26 protein-coding genes and 1 pseudogene are annotated in these 24,870 nt (G+C 45.5%); 18 read left to right on the top strand and 9 right to left on the bottom strand.

What is annotated here, in order from left to right; all coding sequences use genetic code 11:
• The first annotated feature begins 33 nt into the window (after positions 1–33).
• Entirely contained in the window at positions 34–657 is a 624-nt protein-coding gene (gene cdaS, locus KIK04_RS16055) for a sporulation-specific diadenylate cyclase CdaS (protein ID WP_232274631.1), read from the top strand.
• A 200-nt stretch (positions 658–857) separates the two neighbouring features.
• Here cdaS and KIK04_RS16050 read toward each other — a convergent pair whose 3' ends face one another.
• Positions 858–1,622, bottom strand: a complete 765-nt coding sequence (locus KIK04_RS16050; RefSeq protein ID WP_232274630.1) for a TrmB family transcriptional regulator — start codon at positions 1,620–1,622, stop codon at positions 858–860.
• 423 nt (positions 1,623–2,045) lie between these two features.
• Here KIK04_RS16050 and KIK04_RS16045 point away from each other — a divergent pair, with 423 nt between their 5' ends.
• On the top strand, positions 2,046–2,678 hold the full coding sequence (locus tag KIK04_RS16045; protein ID WP_232274629.1) for a DJ-1/PfpI family protein: 633 nt from the start codon (positions 2,046–2,048) through the stop codon (positions 2,676–2,678).
• Positions 2,679–2,719: 41 nt separating this feature from the next.
• Here KIK04_RS16045 and KIK04_RS16040 read toward each other — a convergent pair whose 3' ends face one another.
• The 5 genes from KIK04_RS16040 to KIK04_RS16020 form a co-directional block, all read right to left on the bottom strand.
• Positions 2,720–3,310: a hypothetical protein gene (locus KIK04_RS16040; RefSeq protein WP_232274628.1), complete on the bottom strand. Its 591-nt coding sequence runs from the start codon at positions 3,308–3,310 to the stop codon at positions 2,720–2,722.
• 214 nt (positions 3,311–3,524) lie between these two features.
• On the bottom strand, positions 3,525–3,740 hold the full coding sequence (locus KIK04_RS16035; protein WP_232274627.1) for an aspartyl-phosphate phosphatase Spo0E family protein: 216 nt from the start codon (positions 3,738–3,740) through the stop codon (positions 3,525–3,527).
• Between the two features lie 271 nt (positions 3,741–4,011).
• Positions 4,012–4,314 carry a DUF3817 domain-containing protein gene (locus KIK04_RS16030; protein ID WP_232274626.1) on the bottom strand — a complete coding sequence of 101 codons (303 nt, stop codon included), beginning with the start codon at positions 4,312–4,314 and terminating at the stop codon, positions 4,012–4,014.
• A 143-nt stretch (positions 4,315–4,457) separates the two neighbouring features.
• Positions 4,458–4,859 carry a DUF5360 family protein gene (locus KIK04_RS16025; protein ID WP_232274625.1) on the bottom strand — a complete coding sequence of 134 codons (402 nt, stop codon included), beginning with the start codon at positions 4,857–4,859 and terminating at the stop codon, positions 4,458–4,460.
• A 15-nt stretch (positions 4,860–4,874) separates the two neighbouring features.
• Complete coding sequence (locus tag KIK04_RS16020) at positions 4,875–5,456, bottom strand: TetR/AcrR family transcriptional regulator (protein WP_269670952.1); 582 nt, start codon at positions 5,454–5,456, stop codon at positions 4,875–4,877.
• A 259-nt stretch (positions 5,457–5,715) separates the two neighbouring features.
• Between KIK04_RS16020 and KIK04_RS16015 the strand changes: the two genes are divergently transcribed.
• The 13 genes from KIK04_RS16015 (at position 5,716) to KIK04_RS15955 (ending at position 18,510) form a co-directional block, all read left to right on the top strand.
• A complete protein-coding gene (locus KIK04_RS16015; protein ID WP_232278765.1) occupies positions 5,716–6,435 on the top strand; it encodes a response regulator transcription factor in 720 nt (239 codons plus the stop codon).
• A 6-nt stretch (positions 6,436–6,441) separates the two neighbouring features.
• The gene (locus tag KIK04_RS16010; RefSeq protein ID WP_232274623.1) at positions 6,442–7,857 is read left to right on the top strand and encodes a HAMP domain-containing sensor histidine kinase; all 1,416 of its coding nucleotides are present in this window, start codon (positions 6,442–6,444) and stop codon (positions 7,855–7,857) included.
• 180 nt (positions 7,858–8,037) lie between these two features.
• Positions 8,038–8,919, top strand: a complete 882-nt coding sequence (locus tag KIK04_RS16005) for a PepSY domain-containing protein (RefSeq protein ID WP_232274622.1) — start codon at positions 8,038–8,040, stop codon at positions 8,917–8,919.
• Between the two features lie 350 nt (positions 8,920–9,269).
• Complete coding sequence (locus tag KIK04_RS16000) at positions 9,270–9,791, top strand: GNAT family N-acetyltransferase (RefSeq protein WP_232274621.1); 522 nt, start codon at positions 9,270–9,272, stop codon at positions 9,789–9,791.
• Between the two features lie 527 nt (positions 9,792–10,318).
• A complete protein-coding gene (locus tag KIK04_RS15995) occupies positions 10,319–11,071 on the top strand; it encodes a PepSY domain-containing protein (protein ID WP_232274620.1) in 753 nt (250 codons plus the stop codon).
• Positions 11,072–11,224: 153 nt separating this feature from the next.
• Entirely contained in the window at positions 11,225–12,106 is an 882-nt protein-coding gene (locus tag KIK04_RS15990; RefSeq protein WP_232274619.1) for a hypothetical protein, read from the top strand.
• A gap of 83 nt (positions 12,107–12,189) precedes the next feature.
• Positions 12,190–13,062 carry an AraC family transcriptional regulator gene (locus KIK04_RS15985; RefSeq protein WP_232274618.1) on the top strand — a complete coding sequence of 291 codons (873 nt, stop codon included), beginning with the start codon at positions 12,190–12,192 and terminating at the stop codon, positions 13,060–13,062.
• A 215-nt stretch (positions 13,063–13,277) separates the two neighbouring features.
• Positions 13,278–13,904 (top strand): PepSY domain-containing protein, encoded by a 627-nt coding sequence (locus KIK04_RS15980; protein WP_232274617.1) that lies wholly within the window; start codon positions 13,278–13,280, stop codon positions 13,902–13,904.
• Positions 13,905–14,184: 280 nt separating this feature from the next.
• Positions 14,185–14,805, top strand: coding sequence for a PepSY domain-containing protein (locus KIK04_RS15975; RefSeq protein WP_232274616.1), 621 nt, complete (start codon positions 14,185–14,187; stop codon positions 14,803–14,805).
• Between the two features lie 267 nt (positions 14,806–15,072).
• Positions 15,073–15,990: an aldo/keto reductase gene (locus KIK04_RS15970; RefSeq protein WP_232278764.1), complete on the top strand. Its 918-nt coding sequence runs from the start codon at positions 15,073–15,075 to the stop codon at positions 15,988–15,990.
• Positions 15,991–16,055: 65 nt separating this feature from the next.
• On the top strand, positions 16,056–16,628 hold the full coding sequence (locus tag KIK04_RS15965) for a DJ-1/PfpI family protein (RefSeq protein ID WP_232274615.1): 573 nt from the start codon (positions 16,056–16,058) through the stop codon (positions 16,626–16,628).
• A 179-nt stretch (positions 16,629–16,807) separates the two neighbouring features.
• Positions 16,808–17,572: a GNAT family N-acetyltransferase gene (locus KIK04_RS15960; protein WP_232274614.1), complete on the top strand. Its 765-nt coding sequence runs from the start codon at positions 16,808–16,810 to the stop codon at positions 17,570–17,572.
• Entirely contained in the window at positions 17,569–18,510 is a 942-nt protein-coding gene (locus KIK04_RS15955; RefSeq protein ID WP_232274613.1) for a DMT family transporter, read from the top strand. Before KIK04_RS15960 ends, KIK04_RS15955 begins: the two co-directional genes overlap by 4 nt.
• A gap of 167 nt (positions 18,511–18,677) precedes the next feature.
• Here KIK04_RS15955 and KIK04_RS15950 read toward each other — a convergent pair whose 3' ends face one another.
• The 3 genes from KIK04_RS15950 to KIK04_RS15940 all read right to left on the bottom strand — a co-directional run bounded on the left by KIK04_RS15950 (position 18,678) and on the right by KIK04_RS15940 (position 21,875).
• Positions 18,678–19,241 carry a GNAT family N-acetyltransferase gene (locus tag KIK04_RS15950; RefSeq protein WP_232278763.1) on the bottom strand — a complete coding sequence of 188 codons (564 nt, stop codon included), beginning with the start codon at positions 19,239–19,241 and terminating at the stop codon, positions 18,678–18,680.
• Positions 19,242–19,400: 159 nt separating this feature from the next.
• Complete coding sequence (locus tag KIK04_RS15945) at positions 19,401–20,693, bottom strand: dicarboxylate/amino acid:cation symporter (protein WP_232274612.1); 1,293 nt, start codon at positions 20,691–20,693, stop codon at positions 19,401–19,403.
• Positions 20,694–20,810: 117 nt separating this feature from the next.
• Positions 20,811–21,875 carry a DctP family TRAP transporter solute-binding subunit gene (locus KIK04_RS15940; RefSeq protein WP_232274611.1) on the bottom strand — a complete coding sequence of 355 codons (1,065 nt, stop codon included), beginning with the start codon at positions 21,873–21,875 and terminating at the stop codon, positions 20,811–20,813.
• Positions 21,876–21,959: 84 nt separating this feature from the next.
• Here KIK04_RS15940 and KIK04_RS15935 point away from each other — a divergent pair, with 84 nt between their 5' ends.
• The 3 genes and pseudogenes from KIK04_RS15935 (at position 21,960) to KIK04_RS24315 (ending at position 24,769) form a co-directional block, all read left to right on the top strand.
• Positions 21,960–23,582: an ATP-binding protein gene (locus KIK04_RS15935; protein WP_232274610.1), complete on the top strand. Its 1,623-nt coding sequence runs from the start codon at positions 21,960–21,962 to the stop codon at positions 23,580–23,582.
• Positions 23,583–23,656: 74 nt separating this feature from the next.
• Positions 23,657–24,091, top strand: a pseudogene (locus KIK04_RS15930) (response regulator); the annotation flags it as partial.
• A 222-nt stretch (positions 24,092–24,313) separates the two neighbouring features.
• On the top strand, positions 24,314–24,769 hold the full coding sequence (locus tag KIK04_RS24315) for a helix-turn-helix domain-containing protein (protein WP_332330018.1): 456 nt from the start codon (positions 24,314–24,316) through the stop codon (positions 24,767–24,769).
• The last annotated feature ends 101 nt before the right edge of the window (positions 24,770–24,870 follow it).

Genomic DNA, 24,870 nt, shown 5'->3' with positions numbered 1-24,870 from the left:
CGAAGTCTGGGCGTTATAAGGAGTATAACGACGATGGAACTTGGCAATTGCGATACGTCTATGATGAAACAACTGCTGCAAGCTGATTTAGAGCATCTATCCATCGACATTCAGCGCAGCAAAGAAGTGCTGCAACATGACACAGGCTGCTTACTCGGCTTATTCGAACAAATTCGGCAGCACTTTACGCACATTGAAGCAACGGCTACTTCGTTCTACTTAAATTGCTATTTATCACCGTATATCGAACAATATGCAGAGTTGACGAAGAGCATTACGTATTTGGCAGCGCATAAGATTGGGGCGCTTATTGTCGTCCAGCGTGAGGATTTACTTGAAGAGCTTATACAGATCGGCACGCCAATTGGAGCAACATTGACCCATACGCTATTGGAATCTATTTTCAATCCAGGAACACCGCTGCATGACGGTGCTGTTATTATTCGCTCTAACGTCATCGTGTCAGCTGGAAACATTTTGCCACTAACCCGTACTGCACCGATCGGCAAAAAAATGGGAACCCGTCATCGCGCAGCATTGGGCTTAAGTGAGCAAAGCGACGCACTAGTGCTTGTCGTATCCGAGGAGTCAGGCAGAGCGTCTTTTGCTTTGGACGGTAAGCTGTATCCGATAACCGCTGGTGGTTTACTCAACTGAACATGATAATGAACACGAGCATGAGACGTTTTTTTACTCTTTAGCAGATCTACAGTCCACATTAGGCGAGTAACAAATAAGAGGGATGTCTCGCCGTCATATTCAATGACTGTCGAGACATCCCCCTTGCTTCACACTGACTACATGCAACTACACCATTAAGTTGCATGCTGTCTGTTCAGCGAGCTTTCTTCATACTGTTAGTAACGCAGTTGCATCAAAATCGACTTAATTTCCGCATCGCGCATCAAATCGGCGTGATACTTGTCTGTAATTTTGGCGAGTGCCACATCATGATAAAAATATTCCACAAAAAATTTCACAAACGGCTGGGCCATCGTCCGCATCGCTTTCCACGAGCCATCTTCCATCCCGGCAAACAACAACTGCTCGGAATCGGCAACGATAAGCTTAAATCGTTCCAGATGCATATGCTCCTCGGTCGGAATCAACGTGTATAACTTAGCAATGTCTGCGTGTATCGGCGGGGCTCCTGTCACGAGTGCTTCAACGCGTACACCTTCCCGCGCCTTCTGCTCTAGCAAAGGCTTCACTTCCGCAAACTCATCGCTCCACATCGAGAGGATGATCGATTGCTTCGCCTCTGCAATCATATGCTTGCAAAATGCTTCGATCGAGCTATCCGTCTTTAAGCTCCATACTTGGTCGTTGGCATACGACTTCTGCTTGCCAACCTGTTTCAAGCGGGCAATCTGCTGCTCGAACTCATGGGACAGCTTGTCGATGACAACCTGCATCGGCACGGCCGCATACAATTTCTTCTTGTTCGATATCGAATCCAAAATTAATCCTTTATCGATCATCCGGGAAATCACTTCATATATTTTCGCTTTGGGCACGCCAGAATGCTTAACTAATGTCGTCGTGTCCATCGCATCTTCGCTCGTCACGAGCGTCTCATAAACTTTGCTCTCGTATTGCGAGAAACCGAATTTTTGCAGCATGGCTCCTCCTTATGATATCCATAAGCATGTTAGTAGTATCGTTCTCAAATGAGGTTAGCTACGCAACCTGTATACACTAATCATACCACAATTTAGCGCGCTTGCGAAAAACCCGCACGGGGCGAAATCGTGTTTTTTTACGTATGACTGCTGCTACGATGTGATTCATTTTCAATAAAAACAGCCATACAGCCACCGTTGAGCAACATCTGTAGTGCCGCAGTAGCCTTAAATAGCTTAGAGTTATTCATGAAGTTATCGAGTGCGATTACCTTTAATGCGACATTAAAATGCATGTATACAAGTAACTACCTGTAGTATACAATCATGACCAACATCGTTGTGAACGCTAGCGTGGAGTGTATTTTTATACTACATATTGCGGGTCTAGTCGCATAATCCCCTATGAAAGGATTTTTTAACATGAGCGAACAGCGTCAGTGGAGTGTCGGAATTGTACTTTTTGATGAAGTGGAAGTGCTTGATTTTGCAGGGCCATTCGAAGTATTTTCTGTTGCAGCTTACGAGCATCATGTAGCGAAGGACGAAGGATTTCCTTTTATCGTTCGTACCGTCTCCGAGGCGGGAGTGATGATATCGGCTTGTAACGGGCTAAAAGTACAGCCCGACTATAGCTTCGCGAATGCGCCTCATTTTGATATCGTTGTCGTCCCCGGTGGTTGGGGAGCGAGAGAACGAGAGATTCATAACGAATCAATGATTCGTTGGATACAGACGCGTGCGCCATTAACAGAACTGATGACATCCGTGTGTACAGGATCTTTATTGCTAGCTAAAGCCGGATTGTTGGATGAAAAAAGAGCGACAACCCACTGGGCGAGTTACGAGCGCTTCGAGAGCGAGTTCCCAACGGTGCAAGTTGTGCGCGATGTAAAGTATGTGGATGAAGGCAATCTATTGACTTCAGGCGGTATTTCAGCGGGCATCCATATGTCCTTTCATATTGTGCGACGCTTGTTAGGTGTTGATATTGCCCGTAGCACAGCGAAGCGCATGGAGTATGACATTATTTTTGAAGATGATACCGACGTATAAATAATAGAAGGCCCGACCTCCATGTCATGGGGATCGGGCCTTCACTGCCTATGCGCGATCATAGAGCTAGCCCAGTCGGATACACGTTCACTTACAATTGTCCCAACTCCACCAACGAACACGTTGTGATCAAGCGTTCCAGTGTAAGTTATTTTTCGTTCATTTTCGGCCACATATGATATGTGTGGAGTATCAGGCTTCCATGTCCGCGCAAAAGTAACCCCCAACAAACTACTCGATGCAGATATGTTAGATATGACTCCTTTTGAGTCATAGTCAACAGTAGCATAACCACGAATCCAGTAAAGTTTCATGTCAAAGATTACAGCGTCGACCGTTCTTGTGAATGTTTGCTGTGGTGAAACTTTTGATTCATTCGTTACGTTAGTTACAGTAGTAACAGTTCCTGTTGATTGATCTTTTAAATACGCAAGCAGCGCAGCAAATTCATCGACCGTATTCACGACAATTCCTTCATGGTTAGAAACGTTGGACAATTTTTTTGTCTTACCGAAAGCTTTGTAAACCTCATCATAGCTGTTATATTCCCCTTGGTTTGCTGTAAAATATTTAGTAGGCACAATACTGCGAACATCCACTTTTTGAACACTCTGAACAGCTTTTTTTAACATTAACGACATCTCATTTCATTATTTAAAAAGAAAGAAGGTAACCAATAAATGAGTATAATATCGTATATTGGATTCTGGATACCATTTGTTGCACTTGGACTCTTTGTTTGGCTGTGCATTTTCCTGTACAAGAAGTTTATGAATTAGGTTAGAAATGCACACCTCAACCTATACAAGCAATAGCCTCCCCCCTAGAAGAATAAAATTTGACTCTCTACTCTTCCAAACTACTTGCTATCTCTTTTAGAGCCTTTTTTAAAAGATGCTTTTTCTGGGCTTCTAACAATACGTCATCTAATTCTTGACTTAATTTGATAACGTAGTCATCTGTCAACGAGAGTCCGTTTTCTACAGCATCAACAAGCTTCTTTCGATGAGCTGCAATCTTTTTTAATAAATCACTGTCCCCGTTCTTATATAGTTCTGGCAAAATGTAAAAATAAACCGGATGAGATTATTTCGAAACAGGAAGCTTAGATTAAGCTTTTGGAGGCACAACTGGAATACGTAAAAAAGTTAGACAGGAGCGCTCGTTCGGTGTTGATATCGCCCGTAGCACAGCGAAGCGCATGGAGTATGACATTGTTTTTGAAAATGATCCCGACGTATAAATAATAGAAGGCCCGAACTCCATGTCATGGGGATCGGGCCTTCACTGCCTATGCGCGGTCATAGAGCTAGCTCAGCCGGATCGACTGAAACTAGGATCTATGCTGCTGCTCTTGCTTCAATTGACGATCGAACCAGAAGTTCCCGATCGGCACGAGTGATGCCACAATCGCGACGATTGCGCGGCCAATCGGCCAACGATGCGCAAACATCACATGCGCGACAGCAGCCACATAGAGGCAGAACAAGACGCCATGCGCCATACCTGCAACTTTTACGGCCTGAGGAAAGTCAGCCCAATATTTTAGCGGCATTGCGATAAGCAACAGGACGAGGTATGAAATACCTTCGATTATACCGACTACACGCAAGCGACCAATAGGGGTACTTAACATGTTAATAACACCTCATGTTCTTCAATGAAATAAAAGGATACGTTCTATTCAATAGCTTAGTAGAAAAAGAGGGCAAACGCAATAAACCTGTCACGATGAAATTGACTGTTATGTGGCGGAGAATCAAGATTGCATCTTATCGCCTACACAGTTCGCGCTACACTTTTACGAACTAACCAAGGGATAAATATCAAAGGATAAATCAGCAAATACAAATTGAGTCCCCACCAGAACGGATCGAACTCTAGGCGGAGCGACCAATATGCAATCGCCTGCAAGCCTGAACAGGAAGTCAGCACAAGTGATATTAAGGCCCATGGCTTCCACAATTCTTGCTGCTTGCGCTGCAACCACAAGCTATAAAAACCTGTCGCTGATATGAGTAAATCAAGCGGCATAAACGACCAGTTCCAAGCCACAAGAATAGGATTCGTATAATCGTTGTATACGACCTCCGGCGGAAATAAAGATAGCGCGGTCATCAACCAATACACTATAAAAAAGATGTCCGTGATCCAAAATAAAGCTCGCATCGCTCGAATCATACTGCAAGACTCCCCTCACTCACATGTATCGACTTTCGATTCGGTTTGTTTACAAAGTCCATGGACAAGCACATCAACCATTATGGCTACGTTTTGTGTAACCGTATGAGATGAATGCATAAGGAATTCTGGGTCAAAAATAGCCGCAGACGCTCCCTTCATCATCTGAATAATCGTCTGCACATGCACGGGTCTAAATTCCCCATTAGCTATCCCCGCTTCTACGATAGCGGTAACCGTCCCCCACTCTTCTTGCAGCAACTTATTTATTTTCTCCCATTCTAACGGAGCATATCGTTTAATCTCAGCGAGAAGACGTTTGTCTCCTAAGCGCAATCCTTGCGGGACGATAGACAGCACCGCATATAGCTTCTGCACAGAGGTCAAGGCAGAATCGTTATAGATGTGCTGCTCTGTCTGGATCACCTCAGCAATAGATTCATCGACAATCGCGCTGATCAATTGCTCTTTCGATTCATAGTATTGATATATCGTTCTTTTACTTGTCCCTAATCGTGCCGCAAGCTCATGAGTCGTAAATTTCAATCCTCGTTCCGTTAATAATGCAATAGCGGCAGTCCTGATTCGATCCCTCATAACAGTGAGTTCATGACCTCCTATGCGAAAATGTATTGCGAAAACTTAGAACTATCGGCGTTGGTGGTACTGAAATCTATAATTCTGGTACCATCGTGTTAAGAATAGACGTAACTTTATATAGCCGTCAAGCCCACTTGCATTTATCATTAATTTAAATCTGCACGTATTTATTTATTGATGAACGGGGTATTAATTATTATGCTTGTATAAGCTACTGACAACAAAAGGGAACTACTCTTGAACAGGAGACGAAATGATGAACAACGGAAACGGAAATGGAAGTGTAAGTGGGCACGTTCTGATCGTTGAAGATGAAGCAAAAATTGCACGCGTCATGAAACTAGAGCTGGAATATGAGGGATATACCGTCGATATTGCGGGGACAGGTACCGAAGGACTGAGTAAATTTAATGCTGGTCAATGGGATCTTGTTCTGCTCGATGTGATGCTACCTGAGCTGAATGGACTTGAGGTGCTACGACGTATTCGGGCTACAGGCAATGTAACGCCTGTCATTTTAATTACAGCTAGAGATTCCGTGCCTGATAAAGTAAGCGGGCTTGATCTCGGTGCGAACGACTATATTACGAAGCCTTTTCAAATTGAAGAATTACTTGCGCGCATTCGTGCATGTCTGCGTATTCATCAACTCATGCATAAAGAAGTCGAAATTAAGGAATCCCTATTGCAGATCGGTGATTTAACGATCAATGAAAAAGCCCGCAGCGTGAAACGCGGTGAGAAAGAAATTGAACTCACGCCACGAGAGTTCGACTTGCTCGTCTTTCTAATGAATCACCCGAATCAGGTGCTGAATCGCGAGCAAATTTTGACGAATGTGTGGGGCTTTGATTATTATGGCGACACGAACGTGGTCGATGTGTATATCCGTTATTTACGTAAAAAGGTGGACCATGACTTCGCGACTACCCTTATTCATACGGTACGCGGAGTCGGGTATGTGATGAAGGAGTAGCTGCGTATGAATTTAAGAAACAAAATTCATTTGTACTCTACCGTCTGGCTTATTCTTATTACGCTCGTCATTAATACGTCGATATTCGTTTTCTTTTACCGAATGACGACGTCCGAGGAGCTGGAGCGGGTACGCTTGCACGCAGAGCAGATCGCGACAGGCATTAGCAAGTTTGATCTTAACTCTATTCCAGTTAAAGAATTGCTTGACGCTTACTTGCCGCCCGATGGCATGCTCCGCATTATCAAGCCAGACGGTAATAGCGTAGCCAACACAGCAACTGCCCATACAGAAGCTGATCTTTTAAAATATAAAAAACTGCCTAAGACGTACAAAAACGTCCAGACAGAAGAACTGAAACAAATTCAAGGCATGACGCTCGCCGTCGCCTACGTCCCGCTTATATGGAAAGACGGGTCAGTCGCCGTGCTCGAAGTGACAGAAAATCTTGCCTCCATGGAAGAGAATTTAAAAATGCTTCGCTACATCTTAATTGTCGCGTCGCTAGTCGTACTTGTCCCTTCCTTCTTGGCGGGAAGAATGTTAAGCCAAGTCATATTACGTCCGATTAACAACTTAATTCGGACGATGGAAGAAATTCAGCGCCGCAGCATGTTTAAGAAGCTCGAGCTGAAGGGCAGTTCAAAGGACGAGTTGTACAAGCTCGGCAACACGTTTAACAAGATGATGGACCTGCTTAAAGACAATTTTGACAAGCAGCAGCAATTCGTTTCGGATGCTTCGCATGAGTTAAAGACACCGCTTACCGTCATCGAGAGCTACGCCAGCATGCTGAAGCGCTGGGGAATGAATGACCCTGAAGTGCTGGCGGAATCCGTTGACGCCATTTATGCGGAGGCCGGGCGGATGAAAGATATGGCGAATCAAATGCTGTCGTTGGCTGGACAAGATGCAGAGTGGGACATTCAGTTGTCGAAAGTTAATGTAACGGCGATCGGCCAGGAAACGATTAAGATGCTAAAAATGGTGCACGATCGTACGATTACGTTCCATGGAGCTGAGCACGACATCATTGGCGATGCCGATGAGAAAAAATTAAAGCAGCTCATGTACATATTGCTTGATAACGCGCTTAAATATAGCAGCCATGCGGTTGAGCTGCATGTGGGATATACGCATGAGGCACAGGACGCACCGTCGCAGCACAGTCAGGCGGGTGTCTTTTTCAAAGTGAAAGATCATGGTATCGGCATCCCACAGGAAGATATTGAACATATTTTTGACCGTTTCTACCGTGTAGACAAGGCACGTAGTCGGGAAACGGGTGGCACAGGTCTGGGCTTGTCCATCGCCAAGCGAATTGTAGACGCCCACAGTGGGGAAATTGAAATTGACAGTCGGGAAGGAGAAGGCACATCCTTTATCGTTACCATACCTTTCGCCGCACACGAGCAGGTGTAACATGCCTAACGCATGTCGTATGTCGTATGTCGCATAGCGCACAATGCACAACGCACAATGCACAATGCACAATGCACAAATAAATTTTCACACTTGCGACTGATTAGCGGTTTTTCTCAGTAATTTCTCATTTTCATGCTTTATAGTATGGTTAAAATGCAAACGATTAGGTGATGCCTTATGATGCAAATGAAACGTAACCGAATATTCGCGCTAGTCGGCGCGGCGGTCATCCTTATCGCAATATTGCTCGGTGTCAAATTCATATTCGCGAAGGAAGACCATGCTTTATTCAGTAAAGAACAGATGCGGAAGCACATCATGGAAAAGTACCCCGGCGAGATTACCGACCTTAGTCTTGAGCCAAGCGGTCGCAACTTTGTGTACACAATGAAATTGCATAATGAGAACGGCACATATGACATTAAAGCAGATGCATCAACGGGTGATGTGCTTCACTTAGCACTCGTGAACAAAAAGGTGAACGGCAAGCCAACAACACCCACTCAACCAACGACGCCTAACAATCCTGACGGGTCAACGGTGACGCCTAAGCCGGTTACACCAACTACCCCGGACAAACCGAAGCAACCGCCCGGGACGAAATCCATTACCGAACAACAAGCGAAGCAAATTGCACTGCAAAAAGCTCAAGGCAAAGTGACGCAACTTAAGCAAGGCAAGCGCAACGGTGTGGACGTCTACGTTGTCACCGTAGATTCTGCAAAGTCCAAGTCTATTGTTGAAGTCAACAAACGGACTGGCGGGGTTGAGTTTTCGAGCACACAGAAGAAGAAACAACAGCCTGCCAAGCCAACCGAAGGAACTAGTGGAACGGGTGGCACAGGTGGAACGGGAGCTACAAAGAAGCCGCAATCGATAATTTCTCAAGCGGAAGCCAAAAAAATTGCTACTACAAAAGTAAAAGGCACCGTTATAAAGATCGAATATGAAGAAGATGACGCTCAATATGAAGTTGAAATTCAAACTTCCAACAACGAAACGGTAACGGTTGAGGTCAATGCTTACACGGGTAAAACGTCTGTCTCATGGGACGACTAACGAACACGCAACTTCTTACACGGGATCCCGCAAATCATAGACGGGTCACCCATTTCATACTAGGCAAAAAAATGCGCTAGTCTACGTTTAAGGCAGCGAAAAGGGTCGAATTCGGGAACCAATTTGGAACCGAACTCGACCTTTTTTATTGATCAATAACTCTTTACGCAACTATTATATTGTGGCTTAACCCTACTTAAGGGAGCGGCTAGGACAAACACTCCTACACCCTCCCTTTGCTTGCTTAGGTACCAACTTGCGACCAGCACAGCATGCTTGTTCCATTTTCAAATACAAGATATACTTCAAAATGTAAATTAACTATTAAATTTGGAAGGGAAGTACCTTCATTGTTTAACATTCGTCCCGAGCAACATCAAGATATAATGGCCATTCGAACGGTAAACAACCTCGCTTTCAAGGGGGAAGGCGAAGCCAAACTGGTAGAAGCGATCCGAGCATCTGCGTTTTTTGTTCCCGAGCTATCTTTGGTTGCCGTTACTAACGAAGGCGCTGAAGTCATTGGACATGTGATGTTCAGTACGATCTCGATTGAAACGAGCAGCGGAACCGTACCCACATTAGGACTTGCTCCCATGGCTGTCTCACCTGATTACCAGCAACAAGGAATAGGCTCTGCCTTGATTAGAGCAGGATTAAAAAAGTGCGAAGAACTAGGGTATGAGCACGTTGTCGTGCTAGGTCATCCTGATTATTATCCGAAGTTCGGTTTCGTACCCGCACATACGAAAGGAATTGCGTGTCCATTCCCCGTTCCCGCTGAAGTATTTATGGTGCTTGAAACGAAGAGTGGTTCACTGAGTGGGATTAACGGAACAGTTCAGTATCCGCCTGCTTTTAATGCCGTGTAGATGCGAAATGGATATGGAGCCGAAGCTGGAGCTGAGGCCGGAGTTTCAGTTGCAGCTGGAGTTAGAGCAGCCTCAGCGATGTATAGAATCTCCCTTTCGATTCTAACGGTTACCACAGTCGCTAATTGCTAGAATGAGATACCATTTGAAATCTAAAGGTTATGCTAGCGCTTATTTTAATGAAAATGGCTTAAATGTCGTATCCGATCATCAAATAAGCGCTCTGGCATCCGTTAGAAATCGAAAACGTGCAAATCTGGCAAAATAGCAGCTGTGGTAACCGTTATAGGTTGTATCCTTCTCGCCATAACCTCCCCTGATTCGAAAAATTGCAGCCCACCATTTTTCCCCACCGTGCTATTCATCAATTTGCAACAAATTCCGATATATGATATAAATTCGTATTAGATCTCACCGTTCTCATCAATTTCTAATGTTGTTATCGCGAACTTCTCATTTTTATATCTTATGATGATATTAATCACACAGAAACAAACCGACAACAAACACAACTGAGGAGGATATATATGAATAAATTTGTTATTGCATCATTAATTGGAGCTTTGTCACTAGGTGGAATCGGTGTTGGCGTAAACGCAATGAGCGGCAACGGCAACGACACGAATCCTGTTAGTGCTAGCCCAGTAGCCGTGAAAGTAGCAGCAGAAAAAATCAACACGGCGGTCGCTACTGCTTCAACTGTACAAGCAACTTCCAAACAAAATAACAATAATGACGATGATAACGACGACAAGAAACCATTTAAGTCGCTTATGTTTAAAGTAGACGATGATGTAAGCAAAAAAGATAAGAACAAAGTGAAAATTTCGTTTACGCAAGCAAAGCAAGCGGCGTTGAAATTGTTCAATGGTACAATTGAAGACATCGAGCTGGAAAAAGATAATGGACGTCTCTACTACCATGTTGACTTTAAAAATACCGATGACGACTTCGACGTCTATGTGGACGCGATCACAGGTAAAGCATGGCAAACTGACGATGACGATGATGATAAAGTGAAAGTTACTCCACCTAAGAAAAAGGAGTCTACTTCTACGACCAAGCCTTCGAACAAACAACAGTACATTACGAAAGACAAAGCTGTCCAAATTGCACTGAACAAAGTAGCTGGCACGGTTACAGAGGTCGAATTGGACAACGACGACAATAGATACGAATATGAAATTGAAATTAAAACAACAGACGGTCGTGAAGTCAAAATTGATGTGTCCGCTAAAACGGGGAAAATCCTGAAAGTGGACTGGGAAGACGAAGATTAATTTAATCTTTTACAATTGAGTTCATGCATGTACCGGCGCTTACGTTAGGATTTGAATCCTATCACGTAAGCGTCTTTGTTGTATATGGCACACAAATTTGCAATAATTTAAATTAATTCTTAATTATCATTCATACAAAGGATGGTGAATTCAATGATTCAAATGAACAAACATGCCGTATGGCTAATCGGCGGGGTAGCCGCCCTGCTCATCGCCCTAGCAACCTTGTACCTATTTAATAAAGATAAAGATTTCGCAACATTAAATGGTGAAATAATAATGATGCAAAGAAATGGAGCACCCGTCGTTCCCCTAATTAAATATGATCCCAAAAAAGAGGTCACCACTGAAATTCGTAACGTGATATATCAACCACAGTACAACGTGAACAACCCAGACCAGCTCATTGCCGTGATTGATAATCAACGCAACTCAAATATTCAGGACGTCTATGCCATTTGGGACGACAATGGCTCCTATACACGAAGGCAACATCTTTACTCCGGTGAAAAAGTAACCTATCCCAAATTTGTCCCTAGCAGAAACGCAATTAGTTTCATAACGAACAATCAATTAGCCTATTACAATTTGGATAGCAAACAATTAACCCTGATTACGAACATCGAATCCCCTTACTACGATTGGCTAGATTCCAACACAGTCCTGTATACGGACGACAGTAACCCTGCTCATTCCAATATTGGAGCATACAACATCGTCAACCATAACAAGTATGTGTATAAACGTAATGCTGCTCACCCTTCTCTTTCTTTTAACAAAAAGTTTTTAGCCTATCAACTGTTTAACGCGAAAAATATCGTCCATATCGAATCATTAAGCGAAAATAACCGAACTTCTATCCAAGTCACAGATCGAACTTTTTGGCCTTTTAAACCTTCTCCAGATGGAGATTATTTACTAGCAAACATGCATAAGTCCAGTAGTACCGATCTGGTCATTATTGATACACATACGAACCAAATAAAAACGATTTCTCCCTCCACATTTGCCGAGTATTTAGATTGGAAACCCTAAATGATCCCGACAAAACGGTGCACGAAATGTCGGATCGACACATTCAACCCCTGCTATTCTTATAACCAAGGAGGTGATCGACGATGGATTCTCTTCAGGGCATGAATGGCGCGATACAGTATATAGAAGACCATCTTACCGATGAGATTGACTTTAAAGAAGTCGCAAGGATAGCGCTCTGCTCCGAATATCATTTTAAGCGAATGTTCTCCTCGCTTGCAGGCATTTCGCTATCGGAATACATCCGCCGCAGACGGCTAACTTGTGCAGCATTTGAGCTTAAAGACAGCCCCGTGAAGGTCATTGACCTGGCCATCAAATACGGGTACAACTCACCTGATTCTTTTGCACGGGCTTTTCAACAGTTACACGGTATCACCCCGTCAGAAGCCCGAAATAGTGGCCATCCACTGAAGGCTTACCCGCGAATGACTTTTCAAATTAGCATTAAAGGAGGAACTGAAATGAACTACCGAATGGAGGAAAAAGAGGGCTTTCGTATCGTTGGGATTCATAAAAGGGTGCCCATTATGTTCAATGGGGTGAACCCAGAGATTGCTTCTATGTGGAAAAGTTTAGGCCTTGAGACGATCCGGACACTCAAAAATCTTTCCAATGTTGAGCCGGCAGGGCTAATCAGTGCATCTACGAACTTTTCTGAGGGCAGGTTGGAGGAAAAAGGAGAACTCGATCACTATATAGGCGTAGCCACGACGAAAGATTGTCCGGCGCACCTCACACCGCTTGAAGTGCCTGCCTCTACATGGGCTGTATTCGAAGCGATCGGGCCGTTTCCGGAGACGCTGCAACAGATATGGGGCCGCATTTATTCCGAATGGATTCCGTCGTCCAACTATGAACTTATCGAAGGACCGGAGATATTGTGGAATGAGCATAAAGATGTGAGTTCACCCACTTTCAAAAGTGAAATATGGATACCCGTTGTGAAAAAGTAAAAAGCAAGCGTGAGCGGATGAAGTCATTACGCGAATGTAAAGTTGAGCTGCTACGGCAGCTCTTTTTTATGTTCTCCTTTTTCAAAGCAAACACAAAGCAAACTCTCATCGTTTTCTAATCTAACTGTCGTTGTCTTCTCATTTTCAAACTATAAGATGTAATCAAGAAAGAAGTTCGCACAACAAACGGACGAAAATTTGAGGAGGAATTGAAAATGAAAAAATTCGTAATCGCAACATTGGTAGGAGCATTGGCATTGGGTGGAGTTAGCGCTGGGGTGCACGCGATGAATGATGATGACAATAGATATAGCAAATTTGCGGCTGCAAAGCTGGACGATGATGTAAGCATGGCGGATGCGGAAAAAGTGAAAATCACAGGCCCGCAAGCGAAGCAATTGGCTTTGAACTTGTACAACGGCACGATCGAGGAAATTGAGTTGGAAAAAGAAAACGGACGTCTTGTCTATCATATCGACTACAAGAACACAAATGACGACAAAGACGTGTATGTCGATGCTTTGACAGGCAAAGCATGGCACGACCAAGATGACGACCGCGATGATCGTGACGATGACGACAATGTGAAGTCCGTCGTTGCAAAAAAGAACGCGTCCAATGGGAATGCGATTGCTAACAAAGTGAAAATCACGAAAGAGCAAGCTATTCGCATCGCGCTTAACAAAGTGTCTGGCAAAGTCGTAGAAGTGGAACTCGACAAAGATGATAACCAATACGAGTACGAAGTTGAAATTAAAACGAACGATGGCCGTGAAGTGAAAATTGACGTATCTGCAACAACGGGCAACGTATTGAAAGTGGACTGGGAAGACGAAGATTAATTAAACCTGATTCACCATAGAGTACACGAACTTATCGGCGCTTACGTTAGGGTTTGAATCCTATCACGTAAGCGTCTTTGTTGTATCTCATTTATTTCGAATGATGGTTGCCCTCTATGGATATCCGTGATGAAAAATATTCAAAGTAAACTAGTAATCTAAGCAAACTCTCATCGTTTTCTAATCTAACTGTCGTTGTCTTCTCATTTTCAAATTATAAGATGTAATCAAGAAAGAAGTTCGCACAACAAACGGACGAAAATTTGAGGAGGAATTGAAAATGAAAAAATTCGTAATCGCAACATTGGTAGGAGCATTGGCATTGGGTGGAGTTAGCGCTGGGGTGCACGCGATGAATGATGATGACAATAGATACAGCAAATTTGCGGCTGCAAAGCTGGACGATGATGTAAGCATGACGGATGCGGAAAAAGTGAAAATCACAGGCCCGCAAGCGAAGCAATTGGCTTTGAACTTGTACAACGGCACGATCGAAGACATCGAGTTGGAAAAAGAAAACGGACGTCTTGTCTATCATATCGACTACAAGAACACAAATGACGACAAAGACGTGTATGTCGATGCTTTGACAGGCAAAGCATGGCACGACCAAGATGATGACCGCGATGATCGTGACGATGACGACAATGTGAAGTCCGTCGTTGCAAAAAAGAACGTGTCCAATGGAAATGCGATTGCTAACAAAGTGAAAATCACGAAAGAGCAAGCTATTCGCATCGCGCTCAACAAAGTGTCTGGCAAAGTCGTAGAAATTGAACTGGACAAAGATGATAACCAATACGAGTACGAAGTTGAAATTAAAACGAACGATGGCCGTGAAGTAAAAATCGACGTATCTGCAACAACGGGTAACGTATTGAAAGTGGACTGGGAAGACTAAGCTAGACCTAAGCTAGACTACAGTAGACTGCGTAGGCAGATTGCGGCTTCCTTGAAGCCTATGGTCAACAATAGATGGAAGAGCTAGCCTTAGGGCTGGCTCTTTTTTGTGTGCCAGTCTAGTTGTACCGTTGGACACAAGAGCGGCGTACATATTGCTCATTTATCTCATTTCTCTTCGAGACGGGCAACCGCTCGCTTTTGCTGTGAGGGCTGTATTACAATAAAGAGAGTACAATTAATAACGAAAGGCGGTAATCACATGAACATGAACTATCGCAAATTAGGAAAATCGAACTTGAACGTGTCCGTCATTGGACTCGGCACATGGCAATTTGGCGGGGAGTGGGGCCGTGATTATACACAGCCTGAAGTCGATGGTATTTTAAGCCGTGCCAAAGAGCTAGGCATTAACTTTATTGATACCGCGGAATGTTATGGCGACCACCTGTCCGAGTCGTTTATCGGCGATTTTGTAAGCCGTGACAAGCGCGAAGACTGGGTCATTGCTACGAAATTCGGGCACAAATTCCATGCACATATGGATCGCACTACGCAGTATGGTGCAGATGAAGTGCTTGTGCAGTTGGACAACTCTTTGCGTGCGTTGCAAACCGATTACATCGACTTGTACCAGTTCCATTCGGGTTCAGACGATGACTTTAACAACGATAAGCTGTGGACGTTGCTCGACAAGCAAGTCCAAGCCGGCAAGATTCGTCACCTCGGCTTGTCGTTAAATAAAAGCAACAGCATGCACCAAACCGAGCGCGCTACGGAAGTCGGCGCGTCCGTTATTCAAGTCGTGTACAACCGACTTGACCGCGAGCCAGAAGCCGACGTGTTCCACTCCTGCAAGGCTCAGGACTTGGGCGTGCTGGCGCGTGTTCCGCTTGCTAGCGGCTACTTGAGCGGCAAGTACAAGCCAGGCGCGCAATTTGCTGCTAACGATGTGCGGCAGAAGCACGATCAGGAGGCTGTTTACGCGAAGCTTGAACAGGTGCAGCACATTATGCAGACCGAAGTTCCAGCAGGCATGAATATGGCCGAATGGGCATTGGCTTGGTGCTTGAAGCATGAGGCGGTTACATGCGTCATTCCAGGCTGTAAAGACATTGCACAAGTCGAAAGCAATGCTCGCGCTGCGGCACACGTTAGTACAAGCCATCCGCAAGCGGTCATATAAGTTACTCAAATAAGTGAATTTCCAAATGAAAACCACTTCATTTCTAGGCATAAGGAGTGAACACCATGAAAGTAGCTCTAATCATATGGGATGAATTTACCGATTTGGACTTATTTTTGCCTTGGGATCTTCTAAACCGTGTCCGATTGTATGGAGGTAGGAGCGATTGGGAAGTAAACATTCTAGGAACTAAAAAAGAACACGTATCGGATGCGGGCATGGTTATTTCTACATCGGGCATGTTAGAAGAAGCATCGAGAGCCGATGCTGTTCTTTTTACAAGTGGAAAAAAGGTGCCTGAATTAATAAACGATCCCTCCTTTCTGAGCAGAATAACACTCAACCCCGATCAACAATTTATTGGCGCGATGTGTTCTGGAACTCTAATGCTTGCCGCCTTGGGACTATTAGAAAATCGTGAGGCAACAACGTATCCTACACGGAGAGAAATGCTCCAAGCGTATGGAGTTACGGTAGTCGATCGACCGTTTGTCATTCAAGACCGAATTGCCACAGCGGCTGGTTGCCTAGCTGCTATTGACTTATCCACTTGGGTTATCCGCTCCTTAGCCGGGGAAGACATGGTTTCAACAGTCATGCAAACTGTTGCACCTAATGGACTACAACAAGCTTTATAAATTAAGAGGCCTTACCTATCAAACAGATCGAGACACCGATACAGCGGTGGCTTCGGTCTGTTTTTTCTTACTCCCTCTATTTTATTCATAAAAAGCTCCATATTGGATCTACTTTCTATCCGTAATAAGGAGTAAAATAAAGGAAGTTTATTCACTACAGGTCAAAAGGAGAATCGCTAATGAATCCGATTTCGAATCCGACTACCACAAACTCCACATCCGATACTACCCAATTTTCAAATCCATTACATCTATTTCGTGAAGTACCCACACTACATACAGACCGCTTTGTGCTGCGCCAAGTGACAACGGCAGATGCCGATGATGTATGGGCTATTTTTTCACACGAAGAGGTGTGCAGCTATATTCCGCTGTCTCCGTTTGGATCACATGAAGATGCCTTAAAGGAAATCGAATGGTATGCGAGCATTTTACATAACCAAACGGGAATACGCTGGGGTATCGAGGACCGCACAAGTGGACGTATGATTGGAACGTGCGGCTTCTTCTACATTGCAGCTGAACATAAACGCGCGGAAATCGGATACGATCTCGCCTTTTCGCATTGGGGACAAGGTGTGATGACCGAAGTTGGACGTAAAGTAGTTGCCTTTGGCTTTCAGGAGCTCCAATTCAATCGGATCGAGGCTAAAATCATTCCAGAAAATGTCGGATCAGAGAAGCTGCTGACCAAGCTCGGGTTTCAATATGAAGGAACGATGCGGCAATCCGAATTTGAAAAAGGCGGCTATGTCGACATCGCCATGTACGCCCTGCTGCGAGCTGATTTCACGGCAAGATTAGCGTCAGCGTCGGCAGTTGCAGTCGCAACGTCGTCCACGAACTCAACAGCAGCAGAGCCAGCATGTGACGATATCCAAGGCAGCGCTGAGTTTATAAAATCTAATGCTCGCAGCCCTTTCGATCAGGAGACTGCCAAATGAACAGAATAACACTGTCATATTTGTATATCATACTAGCAATGAGCATTGTCGGTAGCTCTGTTGTGGCAAGTAAAATGATCGTATTAAGCTTGCCCTTATGGCTGGCTACCGGTATGCGTTTTTTGATCGCAACCATTATTTTAGTACCGCTGCTGCTGATCAAGGAAGGAAAATTTCCCGTTGTGACGCGCAAAGATGGTTGGTCCTTATTTTTGCAATGCTTTGCGGGTGTATTTATGTTCAACATCTTTATGCTGTATGGGCTTAAGTTTACAACAGCGAGTGAAGGCGGCATCATTACGAGCACGATTCCTGCGGTTGTCGGCCTAATCGCCTTCTTGTTTCTTAAAGAAAAGTTGTCCATGCTCAAAATAGTCGGCATCCTACTTGCAATCACAGGTACAATGGCCGTGCAATTGCTCGGCGAGTTTACACCAGACAGCCGCGGTGCGCTCTCTTGGCTCGGCAATTTGCTCGTCTTCGCCTCTGTTGTCTGCGAGGCGCTGTTTATCATTTTAGGCAAGTCGGTATCAAATCGCTTCTCCCCGCTTGCCATTTCCACAGCAATGAGCGTCATCGGCTTGCTGTTGTTTGCACCGTTCGCAGCTGTTGAGGCTGCGTCATTCGACTTCGCGGCCCTCAGTCTGCAATCATGGCTGCTCATCATTTATTTTGGCGTCGTCGTAACCGTTATCGCCTTCCTACTCATGTACAAAGGGCTGACTAACGTACCTGCCAGTACAGCTGGCGTACTGACTGGCTTAATTCCGATCACAAGTCTGATCCTTTCAGCCGTCCTATTAAAAGAACAGCTGACATGGGTTCATTTTACCGCTATCGTATGTGTCTTGGGTGGGATTACATTTATTGCATACGGTGATAAAAAAGTAGCCATTACAGCCACCGCTCCACCTAATATCAAAGTGCCTCATTCTTGATGCAGTTGTACATAAACATCCTACATGCAGCTCCGTCTCACATAGACGGGGCTGCCCTTTTTCAAAAACCCCTACAGTCATTCAGTAATATTATGCCATTATGGATCGGGTACACAAATTGATGGCAACTACTGCTTTTTTGTCTCCAAAGTGCTGAACGGGAGCATCTAGGCTTTAAACGTAAGCGGCAGCTCATTTATATTTTTTCGCCATATCATATGATCCTCACCCTCGCCCCAATGGTCCTTCAACCAATGAGCGGGCTCACCTAATTTTTTCATCCATATTTTCTGCGCACTCTTATAGCCGCTATCTAAACAAAATTCGTCAATGCCCCGACTCTGCAAAGTTAGAAGCATTACATTTAACAGTAATGTTCCAATACCCCGTCCTTGATAATTCGGATGTACATATAACGTTCCTATCTCATACTCGCCGTACCATGCTTGTCCCGTGCAATCTTTAATTAATTCGCTAACAGGGCCGCACTCAACTGTACCGATCACTTGCTTATCTTGTTGATGTACAGCTATTAAAAAATATCGGTCTCTTCCGCTGCTGTCCAAGTCAGACTTTAAATATTGCTGTTTACTCACATATTCGTGCTCGATATCGTCCAGTAAATCAGCCAAGCCTTCTTTTGCAAACGTATCCTTTATAACGGCACTAAAAAATTGATGCAGTTCTTCTACGTCTACTAATCGCGGCCTTCTTAGCTCTATATCATGCACGCTGCTCATCCCTTCATTTTTTAAAATTTAGGACGCACCTACTCGATATATATTTTTGTACGTGTTCGAATAAAGATCAAGCTTTAAATCTCACATTTTCCCATACAAAAAGACCCCCATCCCACTTTCAACGTGGTGATGGAGGTCCATGTTCATTACCTACTTCGCTTCAGCAACCGGATTCTTCTTCAAGGATGCGCGATTTCTAAAATCACTGTCAGCTGCATACTCAGCCGGCGGATGGAATTCTTTTTCCATTTTCGCCACAACAACCGTAGCTACGCCGTTACCGATCAAGTTCGTAATCGCACGAGCCTCAGACATAAAGCGGTCTACACCGATCAAGATGGCCAGACCCGCAACTGGGATCGTCGGGAACGCCGCCAGCGTTGCTGCCAGTGTAATAAATCCTGAGCCCGTTACACCCGCAGCTCCTTTAGATGTAAGCATCAAAATGCCAAGCAGCACCAACTGCTCCCATACGGAAAGATCAACACCGTACGCTTGTGCAATAAATATCGCAGCCATAGATAAGTAAATCGATGTTCCGTCCAAGTTAAAAGAGTAGCCTGTCGGCACAACTAGTCCGACAACCGATTTCGAGCAGCCGTACTTCTCCAGCTTATCCATCAAGTTCGGCAGTGCCGACTCGGAAGAGGACGTACCAAGTACGAGTAAAATTTCGTCTTTAATGTAACGAATAAATTTAAAGATGCGGAAACCGAACATACGCGCAATACCGCCCAAAATAAATACGACGAACAAGAACATCGTAATATAGACGCAAGTCATCAATAAGCCTAGCTTTGTTAATGATCCGATCCCGAATTTACCGATCGTGTACGCCATAGCACCGAACGCAGCAATTGGAGATACTTTCATAATCATATTTACGATATTGAAAAACGCATGTGTTAGTCGATCAAACAAATCGACAACAGGCTTCGCTTTCTCGCCCATCGCTGTCAACGCCAAGCCGAAAAATACCGCGAAGAACAAGATTGGCAGCAAGTCGCCTTTTGCCAATGCTCCAACTATATTTTCAGGCACGATCGCGATGACGAACTCCAACATGCTCTGATTGTTTTCCTCTGCTTTTTGCACGTACTGGCTAACATCCCCTTGCACAGCAGCGGTGTCAAAGCCATCGCCCGGTTTAATAATGTTAACCACGATAAGTCCGATTGCCAACGCAATGGTGGTCACGATTTCAAAATAAAGCAGCGCTTTACCGCCGATGCGACCAACCTTTTTCATATCGCCCATGCTGGCAATACCATTCACGACCGTGAACAAGACGATCGGCGCGATAACCATTTTAATCAGCTTAATAAAGACGTCCCCGAGTACCTTTAGCTTCTCACCAAAAGCTGGGAAGAAATGACCGACCAATATACCAAGAATAATAGCGATGACCACTTGGACCGTTAAGTTTTTAAAGTTGATTCTCATACGGAACATCCTTTCTTTGTCTCGATGTACAATGTGAACGAATTGTGAATTTGTGTCCTCATTGTAGAAAAGAAAGCGGTTCCATTCAAGAATATGGTCATATTGGTCTTTTTGGTCTTAAGGGCTGTCGAAGTTATATTGTTGTCGCAACGTCTTAATTTGCTGTAATAATGAAGCGCCAACCTCCTCCTCCACTTGCTTATAAATCGGCGCCAACGCCGCTATCCACTCGTCCCGCTCCGTGGCACTTAGCTGATGAATATCCATCGTGCCACTTTTCACAATTTCATGGAGCTGCTCGTCATTAAGCCGCTGGGCAAGCTCCCGATTCCATTGCGTCGTCTCGGCTAACGCCTGCTCCAACACGCCACGCACATCAGCCGGAAGCTCCTCCCAGAACGTGCGATTAACGATGATCGCATAACCCAAATACCCATGATTACTCAACGTCATATGCTGCTGCACCTGATAAAGACGCTTACTGTAAATATTCGAAATCGTATTTTCCTGACCATCAACATCACCGCGCACCACACTGCGGTACACCTCGGTAAAGGGCATCATGACCGCTTGGGCGCCTAGGGCATGGAACTGCTGTTCCAATACTTTGCTCGGTAAAATGCGGAACGTCTGGCCCGCAAAATCTGCGGGGTGAATTAATGGCCTCTGTGCGCTCGTCACTTGCTTAAATCCGTTGTTCCAAAAGGAGATGCCTTTCATATTCGCGTTCGCCAGCTCCGCAAGCAGCTGCTTGCCAATGTTACCGTACAGCGCTTCGTCTACTGCTTGCTGATTCGGGAAGGCAAACGGCAAGTCAAACGCCCCCCAACTCGGGAAGGCGTTCGTTAAATTCGAGAAGGAAGGTGCGATCATGTGCACCTCGCCCCGACTAAGGGCATCTAGTTCATACTTATCCGAATATAGGATGCCATTCGGGTACACCTGTACTTCGACGCGATCACTCAAACGTTCGCGCACCAGCTTAGCAAAATGCTCCGCCGCCAAGCCTTTGGGTGTATTTTCAGCGACAACATGACTGAATTTAATCACGATCCGATCTTTCAGCCCTGCTTGCTCCGCATCGTAGGGTAAGGGCTTTGCCATGCTGGGGGGAAACCCGATCAGAATAGCAGTAATAAGACCAACAAGCACAAATAATCCGATACTAACGAACGATCTCATTTATTTGCCCCTTTCCTGTTGATTCTTTCCATTCATTATTTCACAATGGTAGAAAGACGTAAATGGTAGGGAGCGAGACGAGCCATGCATTCATTCAACATTCGCCACTTGCGCCATATTCGCAATTTGCCCGTATATGGGAAAATTGCGTTGCTTGCTTTCGGCCTAGCTTCTTTTTCGCTCTTAATAGGCGGTACCATCGTGCTCGGCATTATGACGCGTATGACCGAAGAGGAGCTTGGACGACGGTTAATGACGACGGCGCGAACCGTAGCAGAGCAGCCGCACATCCGTCAAAAGGTGCAGCTCCCCGTTAAGCAAGCACAAGATATCGCCTACGAAACCGAAAATATTCGGATGATTAATGAGGTGTCCTATATCGTGGTGCTCAATATGGAGCGGATTCGCTATTCTCATCCGATTGCGGACCGGATCGGGCAGCCGATTGAAGATAAAGATGCGGAGCCTGCCTTTGCGGAGCATTCGTATTTGTCCAAAGTAAAAGGCGAAGTTGGCGCCGCACTGCGGGCTTATGTGCCCATCATGAACGCGCAGCATCATCAAGTTGGCGTCGTGATGGCTGGAATGCTGCTGCCAAGCATTGGCGAGATGATATGGAATCAGCGTGGGCCAATTGCGGCAACGCTGCTGCTCGCACTCGTATTCGGGTTGCTCGGGGCTTGGCAGCTATCCCGTCATATTAAGCGGCAAATGTACAACTTGGAGCCGCAAGAAATTGCGCGCATCTTATTGGAGCGCACGGCAGCTTTTCAAGCGATGCACGAGGGTGTCATCGCGGTAGATAACAAGGAGCGCATCACGATTTTTAATGAGCGCGCGAAGCAAATTTTCGACATTGAAGGCAATCCGGTGGGCCGACCCATTCGTGATGTTATCCCTGATACGCGGCTACCCGAAATTTTGATGCTGCAACAGCCGATATATAATCGGGAGCTGATCGTGCGCAACGCGGTCATTTGGAGCAACCGCATTCCTATTACGGTGCAAGGGCAAACCGTCGGAGCGATCGCCATTTTTCAAGATCGAACGGAATTAACGCATTTGGCGGAAGAATTAACAGGCGTCAAAGCGTTTGTCGATGCCCTGCGCGTCCAAAATCATGAATACATGAACAAGCTGCATACGATTGCAGGTCTTATCCAATTGGAGCATTACGAACAAGCACTCGATTATTTATTCGAAGTGTCAGAGCGGCAGGAAGAGTTGCTCTCCTTTGTCAAGGAACGCTTCTCCGATGAAGGCATCGGCGGACTGTTACTAAGTAAAATTTCACGTGGTCAGGAACTCGGTATTCACGTAGAATTAGACAATCGCAGCGGACTCACGCATTTTCCACCGAAGTTGGATCGGCATGATCTCGTACTGCTGCTCGGAAACTTAATTGAGAACGCTTTCGACGCCTTGGAAGCATCTACACGTGAACGGAAAGATATTGTCATTAGCGTGGAACAAGACGATTTTGTCCTGTCGATTATGATTGAGGATAATGCGGACGGGATGGATGAATTCACGCAGCAGCATATGCTGGAGAAAGGCTTTTCCACCAAGGCTGCCGACGGGCGCGGCATCGGACTTTATTTAATTCGCAATATTATTGAAAAAGGGTGCGGCGAACTGGTCTGCCATTCGTCTACTGGCAACGGCACGACGATGACTGTCACCTTTCCCATGCAAGAAGAAGCTTAAATCTTCCACTCACGAGCATACATAGCTTAACGAATCTTTTGCACAGTCGAAAGGAGTCAAAACGGATGGATGCGATGCAAGCTCAAGCAAACGGGTATCGCGTGTTGTTAATTGAAGATGATCCGATGGTTCAGGAAGTGAATCGGCAGTTTATCGAAAAGGTAACTGGGTTTCGGGTTGAGGGCGTGGCTGGAAATGGGTTGGAAGGATTGAAGCTAGCACGAGAGCTGAAGCCGGATCTCGTGTTTCTTGATATGTTCATGCCTGTGCAGGACGGAGCCGAAACGTTGCGGCAGCTGCGTGCGGAAGCTCTGCCTGTTGACGTTATCGTCGTGACGGCAGCCAAGGATTTGCCTACGGTTAAGCAAATTATGCAAAAAGGTGTCTTCGATTACATTATAAAGCCGTTCAAGTTCGAACGAATTGCCGCTGCGTTAGAGCAGTATCGGGCGTATCGGCAGGCGCTGCATGAGGAGCGCCCTGTGACTCAGGCTGAGCTGGATGTGATTTTGCGCAGCGGGGGTTCGTATGGCTCCTTCAGCACGGTTGCGGACAATTTGAACCATGCTACGGAAGCTGGAACGGGATTCGCAGCGCCGGGCACGGCTGTTGATAGTACGTGGGAAACGATAGTTGGAGTAAGCGGTGTAAGTGGTACAGCTAGCACAAATAGCATAGCGGGTATAGCCAGTACAACTGGTGCAGCAGGTACATCTGGTGCACCTAGCGCAATGCACACAGCGGGTACAGCCAGTACAGCGGGTACAGCAGGTACATCTGGTGCAACTAGCGCAATTCACACAGCCGGTGCAACTAATGCAGCTAGCACAGCGGGCACAACTGGCACGTCATCAGCTGCCGCAGGTGGCATCACGCCTAGCTCAGCGGCTGAAACCGCCTTGAGCATGACGGCAGCCTTCGCAGTAGGCGCAGCATCTGCACTGCCTAAAGGCTTGCAACCAAGCACGATGCGGCAAATTGTACATTTGTTGCAGCAGCAACGCTCCTTTTTGACGGCCGAGGAAGTCGCAGACGGCGTTGGGTTAGCCCGAGTAACCGCCCGCCGCTATTTAGATTATTTGGTTCAGACAGGCTGTGTCCGCCTTGATATTCGTTACGGTAGCGTAGGTAGACCTGTGAATCGTTACGGACTTATCTCACCTGCTGAATCACCGTCTCGCTCCTAAGTTTGCAGGCGATCGTCTACTTTTTTCAGTCTAACCTAGGCAATCGCCCGCACGTGACATCCGACTATTCCGTATACTGCTAGCAAAAGCCCATAGGCTTT

Origin of the sequence: Paenibacillus sp. 481 (assembly GCF_021223605.1) — a bacterium.
Taxonomy (GTDB): Bacteria; Bacillota; Bacilli; order Paenibacillales; family Paenibacillaceae; genus Paenibacillus_B.
The sequence above is the reverse complement of the archived record's forward strand: the minus strand, read 5'-3'. Positions and strand labels throughout refer to the sequence as shown.